5 protein-coding genes and 1 pseudogene are annotated in these 6,631 nt (G+C 70.2%); 1 reads left to right on the top strand and 5 read right to left on the bottom strand.

The genetic code is table 11. The annotated features are described in order from the left end of the window. Positions 1 to 1,152 (bottom strand): hypothetical protein (locus AB7U92_RS19355; protein ID WP_428580718.1); only part of this gene is annotated, 1,152 nt, incomplete at its 3' end. 167 nt (positions 1,153 to 1,319) lie between these two features. Here AB7U92_RS19355 and AB7U92_RS19350 point away from each other — a divergent pair. Further along, entirely contained in the window at positions 1,320 to 2,075 is a 756-nt protein-coding gene (locus tag AB7U92_RS19350; protein WP_428580715.1) for a glycosyltransferase, read from the top strand. A 55-nt stretch (positions 2,076 to 2,130) separates the two neighbouring features. Here AB7U92_RS19350 and AB7U92_RS19345 read toward each other — a convergent pair whose 3' ends face one another. The 4 genes and pseudogenes from AB7U92_RS19345 to AB7U92_RS19330 all read right to left on the bottom strand — a co-directional run. Continuing rightward, a complete protein-coding gene (locus tag AB7U92_RS19345) occupies positions 2,131 to 2,688 on the bottom strand; it encodes a methyltransferase domain-containing protein (protein ID WP_428580712.1) in 558 nt (185 codons plus the stop codon). Positions 2,689 to 2,702: 14 nt separating this feature from the next. Next, entirely contained in the window at positions 2,703 to 4,073 is a 1,371-nt protein-coding gene (locus AB7U92_RS19340; protein ID WP_428580709.1) for a class I SAM-dependent methyltransferase, read from the bottom strand. 9 nt (positions 4,074 to 4,082) lie between these two features. Then, a complete protein-coding gene (locus tag AB7U92_RS19335; RefSeq protein WP_428580706.1) occupies positions 4,083 to 5,618 on the bottom strand; it encodes a class I SAM-dependent methyltransferase in 1,536 nt (511 codons plus the stop codon). Between the two features lie 131 nt (positions 5,619 to 5,749). Continuing rightward, positions 5,750 to 6,631 (bottom strand): annotated as a pseudogene (locus AB7U92_RS19330) (UDP-N-acetylglucosamine-peptide N-acetylglucosaminyltransferase); the annotation flags it as partial.

The following is a 6,631-nucleotide window of genomic DNA, read 5'->3' as shown; positions in this document are numbered from 1 at the left end:
CCTCGGCTCAGCGGTCAAGCGCACACCGCGGGAGCGGCTGCGTACGCCCAGCACGGTGCGCTTCGGCGTCATGAAGCCGTCGCGCTCGACCACCTCGACACGGCGGCCGTGCGGGATGGCGCCGGTGGCGTAGGAAGAATGCGGCAGCACGGTGACACGCGCGTCCAGCTCGGCGGCAACGCTGAACAGCGGGCCGTTGTTGCCGGTGTCGTGGTCGGTGAGCACGAAGTGCGGACGGCTGCCGGCCAGCGCGCGGCGCAGGCCGTGATAGTTCACCGCCTGCATGTAGCAGCGCTGCGCGAACAGCTCCGCCTGGACCTGCAACCCGGCGCGCACCGGCAGCAGCGCCCCCAGGTGCTGCTCGAACACGGCCCGGGCACGCTCGCGGTAGACGGTGCAGGCCTCCGGCGCGTCCGTTGCGCTGGCTCGGGAGATCGGCTGCGCGAGCACCGCGTCGCGGCGGATCGGCAGGTCCCAGAACGTGCTGGGAAGGTCGACGTTCGAGGCGAACACGGCGGTGATCTGCCGCTCGTAGACGTCCAGATGCCGGTAGGTGGTGGGGATGTGCGTGATCGCGTCGGCGCGACCCTGCTCCACCCGGGCACGGATGGCGTCGAAGTCGAAGCAGTGCGCGAAGGTCCCGCTCTGCCAATGCTTTCCGGCGGGATAGCGGTCGAGCACCCGCCAGCGCGTCGAGGCGCCGGCAAACATGTCGGTGGCGACGCAGGCGTCGTAGTAGAAGAGCTGCGGGTTGTCCGGCCGGAACACGCCGACCTGAGTCTCGGGGAAGCTGCGTTCGCAGATCTCGCCGAGGTACCTGAACAGCAGCGCCCGCACGAAGAACTGGCGCAGCAGCGACTGGTCCCAGCCCTGCAGCAGGCCGTCGCCGAACAGCGCCTGGCGCTCGCGCGTGAGCCGCTGGTCGAGGGCGGCAGCGTGCGTCGAGGCCTCGGTGAACACGCGCGACTGCAGGTGGCGGCCGACGTCGAGCGCGCGGAACTCGAAGGGCGCGAGATCGACCCCGGCAGTCACCGCCGCCTCCACCAGGCCCGGGTCGATGAACAGCCGCTTCAACCCCTGGTAGCGGTGCTGCGTCGCCTGGAAGTGGGCGATGTCGCTGGGCTGCAGGAACAGGAAGGCGTCGACGGTCATGGCATGCGGCTTTCGAGCGCCGGGGCGCTCTGCGGGATGCCTGCCATTGAAGCCGGCTTCGCGCCAGCGCATGCGCCGAACAGCACGGCCACAGCGGCGCTCTTCCGGGCATCGCCGCGGGCCGCGCGCGCGGAAGATCGGCGCAGGACCCACCCCCGGAGACCGTCATGATCCGCCTCTTCATCGGCTACGACCCGCGCGAGACCGTGGCCTGGCACGTGCTGTCGCACAGTATCCTCGCGCGATCGTCGGCGCCGGTGGCGATCACGCCGCTGGCCCTGAACAACCTCGGCGCGCAGATGTGGCGCGAGCGCAGCCCGCTGCAGTCGACCGACTTCGCCTTCTCCCGCTTCCTGACGCCCTGGCTGTGCGGCTTCGAGGGCTGGTCGATCTTCATGGACTGCGACATGCTCGTGCGCGACGACATCGCCCGCCTGTGGGAGCTGCGCGACGACCGTTACGCGGTGATGTGCGTGAAGCACGACCACGTTCCGACCGAGACGGTGAAGTTCCTCAATGCACCGCAGACCGCGTACGCGAAGAAGAACTGGTCCAGCGTCATGCTGTTCAACAACGCGCGCTGCCGGGCGCTGTCGCCTGAGTACGTGAACGCCGCCACCGGCCTGCAACTGCACCAGTTCAAGTGGCTGGAGTCGGAATCGCTGATCGGCGAGATCCCGCACGGCTGGAACCACCTGGTCGGCTTCGACGCCTACGACCCCGACGCCGCCAACGTGCACTTTACCGACGGCGGCCCCTACTTCCACGAGCATGCGAACTGCGACTATGCGCAGGAGTGGTTCGCCGAGCAGCAGCGCATGCTGCGCGTCGACCAGCGCGAGACGGTGGGCAAACTGGTGGTGGCCGAGCCGGTGATCGCCCCGGCCGGGGAACGCCGCCTGGCCGACGCCGCCCGCCGCTGAAACGACGACGCGGGGCCCATGGGCCCCGCGCTGCTTCGGGATCCGCGAAAGGGCCTCAGCCCTGGTTCAGCACGGTGGTCGACTGCAGCGATTGCACGATCACCGCGAAGCCGTTGCTGACCGGCTCCACCCGCAGCAGCTTGAAGCGCTGCTCGAGCTGGGGCAGCCACCACTGCGGCGGCTGCTGGATCAGGTGGGCGTTGCGGCCGTCGGCGAGGAACTTGCCCGCCGGGCCGGTGTGGATGGTGAAGAAGCCGAACGGATCGCACAGCGCGGCCAGGTGGTCGAGCACGTTGTCCAGCAGCTCGGGCTCGATGTGCTCGAGCACGTCGATGCACACCACCAGGTGCGCCGGCTGCGGCGGTGCGGCGTACTCCGGCACGGCCGGGTCGTAGCCTTCGTAGCGCAGGCCGGGCGGCAGGCTCAGCACCTGCAGCAGGCTGCGCTTGCTGCCGCAGCCGTAGTCGAGCAGCGTGCGCGCGCCGCAGATCTCGATCAGCGCCGACACCGGCTCGCCATACTGCAGCGCGGCCAGGCCGTAGTTGCCCTGGGCGTGCAGCGCGGCCTGCTGGGCGCGGTAGCTTTCGGTGATGGTGGTGGTGGCGGGGATCATGCGGATTTCCTCGTTCAGGCCAGTGCCTGCTGGGGCCGGCGGCTGCGTTGCAGTTCGCCACACAGCGTCGGAATGCGCTCCAGCGCGGGGTACTTGTCGAGCAACACCTGTGCGCTGGCGTGAAAAGCCTCGGGCAGCGACCACGCCGTGCTCGAGTTGTGGAACAGCGGCGTCTCGACGATGCAAGCCTGCTCCTGCGGCCGGCCTGCGGCCTGGGCCTGCAAGCACAGGTCGGTGGCCCACAGGTGCCAGCCCAGCGTGCGGTCGATGCTCACCGCGGCATCGCGGTGCAGCGCGACGGCGAATTCGTCGATCGACAGCGCCGCGTCGGTGCCGGGGTGGCGGAACAGGTTCGTGCGGTCGATCACCATGCCGGCGTGGCGCACGCTGCGGTCGCCCTGGCCCGACGCGGCCAGACCGGCGAAGCCCACTGGCCCGCGGGTTCGGCCGGCGGCTTCGAGCGCGCCGAGCTCGCGCGCCAGCGCGAATCCGCTGCCGGTGGGGAAGTAGACGTCCTGGTGCACCAGCAGGTGCCACGCATGGCGGGCGCGCTGGGTGGCGAAGGTGTAGGCGGTGGCCGCGCTGTCGGCGCCCTGCACCGGGATGATCTCGGCATTGATCTCCTTGAGCCCCGGCGAACGCGCCACGTTCAGCTCGTACTGCCAGACGCGGTTGACCGGCACGATCACGCTGATCGGCACGCTCGGGCCCTGGCCGCGCAGCGCTTCCATCGCCCACTTGCGGCAGACGATGACCATCTGGTAGCAGCCGAGATTGCGCACCGCCGTCTCGGCCGGAATGCCGAGCAGCTGTGCGGCCTCGACGATCTTCGCCGCGAAGTGCGTCTGCGGCACCTCGACGCGGTACTGGTCGTGCAGGTGCGGCAGCCAGCCGGCGTCGAGGAAGGTCTTGAAGGCCGAGGCCGGCGAGTAGAAGCGCACGTGGGTCTGGTCGAGCAGGCCCATGGTGTCGTAGCTGATGTCGCCGGCCACCATGCGCTCGATCACCGACAGGTGCGCCATGTTGGGCAGGCAGCAGACGATCTGCGCGCCGGGCGTGGCCAGGTCGTACAGCGATTCGAGCAGCCGGGCCGGTTCGCGCACGTGCTCGAGCAGGTCGCCGATCACGATGGTGTCGAAGCCGCCCTCGAGCTGCCCGAGGTCGGCTCGGTCGAGGTCGAGCTGGATCACCCGGTCGAGGTGCTGGGCGGCGGTGGCCGCGGCGTCGGCCATCAGCTCCACGCCCCACCAGGTCACGCCGGGGTGCAGTTCCTTGAAGCGGCGGCCGAGGCGGCCGTTGGCGCAGCCGAGCTCCAGCACGCGCTTCGCATCGGCCGGGATCGCCTGCAGCAGCTTGAGGTTCAGCCCGTCGTAGTAGTCGCTCATGCCAAGCCCTCAGCCGTTGACCGCCAGCGCTTCGCGCAGGGCGTGCACGTTGCTTGCCGCCGCAGCCGGCACGGCCAGCTCGAACGGGTCGTCCGGCAGCCGCACCTGCGGCTGCATGGCCTGTGCGTGCATGCGCTCGGCCGGCGTGGTCTCGATCTTGCGCAGCGTCAGCCGCATGAAAGCGGCCTGGCCCTGCTCGCAGGGCTGCACGCGCTCGTCGAGGTAGGTGCTGCTGGCGATCTCGAAGCGGTGCTCGTACCAGCCGAGGTACCAGAACCAGTCGGTGTAGTAGGTCCAGCTGTTCTCGTTCAGGGCGCGCACGTGGGTCGGGTCCTGCCAGGCCGAGCGGGCGTGCTCGTAGGGCACCTCGATGCGGAACTCGCCGCCGGGCTTGAGCAGCTTCAGGCAGTTGCCCATCAGCGTGACCAGGTCGGGCACGTGCTCCAGCACGTTGTTGGCATTGATCAGCTCGACGCTGCCCTCCTCGAGCAGCAGCTCGCCCTGAGTCGGCGTGGCGGCGCGCAGCGGCAGCTCCAGCGGCTGGGCCAGGTCGAGCAGCAGGTCGGGCTCGGTGCGCGCCACGATGTCGAGGTTGAGCCAGCCGGGGTGATAGTCCTTGCCCGAGCCGAGGTTGATCAGCGTCGGCTGCCAGGGCCCGCTGGGCAGGCGCTTGGTGACCTCGCCGGCGTAGCCTCGCGCGAAGCCGAGCACGTCGGCATAGTCGGCGATCGGGTCCTGGGTACGGAAGCGCTCCAGCGCCGCGTTCATCGCCTCGTAGTAGGCCGGGGTGCCGAAGTCCTCGGTGAAGAACTGCTCGAGTTCTCCCTCCTGCAGCCACAGCACGCTGTCCTCGAAGGCTTCGTGCGGCAGCGTCTTCGCCGTGCGCTCGGAGATCACCGGCGTGCCCAGCGACAGGCAGTGCGCCACGCGCGCTTGCTCGAAGCGGCAGCTCTCGTAGTAGTGGGCGTTGACCACTGCCTTGGACTGCAGGATGTACGCGTCGCGCTCGGCGCCGTACAGCGCGCCGTCGAACATCGCCACGGTGCGGCCGCAGGCCTCGATGCGATCGATCCAGGCCTTGCGGCGCTCGTTCATGCTGCCGATGAACAGCAGGTCGATCGGCCGCTCTTCCAGCGGGATCGGGTTCGCCGGCGCCAGGTACGGAGCGTGCAGGATGGGCGCCACCGGCACGTCGGCCGGGTCGGCGGCGTAGGCGGCCACGTTGCCGGGGTCGTAGTCGACCACCGCCGAGCGGCGCAGCAGCTCGATGAAGCTCGGGTGCATCTGCCGCCCGCCCTCACCGAGCTGCTCGAGGTTGACGAAGATGCATGCGTGACGCTCGGCCGCGGCGGTGTTGAAGCCGTCGTGCGCGCCGAAGACGAAGTTGATCGCGCCGTGGCGCAGCCGGTTCTTGGCGATGGTCACGTTCGCGCCGAGGCGGCGGAACATCCAGCGGTAGTAGCGCGCCTGGTCGAGCAGGCCCAGCCAGTGCGGCGAACCCAGCGGCTGGCAGATGCTGAGGTGGATGTCGGCGGTGGGGCTCATGCGCGGCGGCCTTTCTCGGGGGTCGTCGATGGACGTGGGCCACCCGCGTGGTGGCCGCTGTGCGAGAAGGTTAGGCGCCGCCGGCCGCCCGAAAGCCCGGATGTGCGGCGCGAAAGCCGCTCAATTGCCGTTCAGATTCCGCTCGAACGGCCGGCGGGCAGGTGCGCCGGGGCCTGGCCGGCGCAGGCGCGATGCCAGATCCGCTCGTACAGCGCCTCGATGTCGCGCGCGAAGCGCTCGCCGTCGAACAGGCCGGACGCTTCGCGCTGCTCTCCGAGGTGAGCCCGCAAGGCGGCACGGCGCAGCCCGTCGTGGACGAGAGCCATGACGGTGTGCACGTAGCCGGCCTCGTCGGCGCAGGCCAGTTCGTCCAGGCCGACCTGGTGCAGCAGGCTGGCGGCCACGCGCTGGGCGAAGGTCGAACCCTGAATCGTGACCACCGGCACGCCCATCCACAGCGCTTCGCCGGCCGTGGTGTGGGCGTTGCACGGCCAGGCGTCGAGGAAGACGTCGGCACAGGCCAGGCGCGCCAGGTGCTGCTCCAGCGGCAGCAGCGGCGCGAACACCAGCCGCTCCGGGCCGATGCCACGCTCGCGCGCGGCAGCCCGCAGTGAATCGCGCACATTGGCGTTCCATTCCAGCAGCCACAGCACCGAGCCGGGCACACGCTGCAGCACCTCGCACCAGCGCGAGAACACAGCCTCGGAGATCTTGAACGACTGGTGGAAGCCGCACAGCACCACTGCGTCGCCGGGCAGCCCGGCCTCCGCCCGGCTCGCCGGCGCCGGCCGCGCCCGCCGCGCATCGTTGGGCTGGTAGCAGCCGGGCAGTTGGGCGATCTTCTCGGTGAAGTGGGCCTCGTGGGCGATCGGCGTGACGATCGGGTCGCCGATCACGTAGTCGATGAAGCGCGCGCCGCTAGTGCCGGGAAAGGCCAGCCAGTTCAGCTGCAGCGGCGCCGGCCGCGCGGCCAGCACCGGCAGCAGCGTGCCGTCGGTGGCGCCCTTCACGTC

This window comes from Piscinibacter sp. (assembly GCF_050175855.1).
GTDB lineage: Bacteria > Pseudomonadota > Gammaproteobacteria > Burkholderiales > Burkholderiaceae_C > Piscinibacter.
This window is presented reverse-complemented; position numbering and strand designations above follow the sequence as displayed.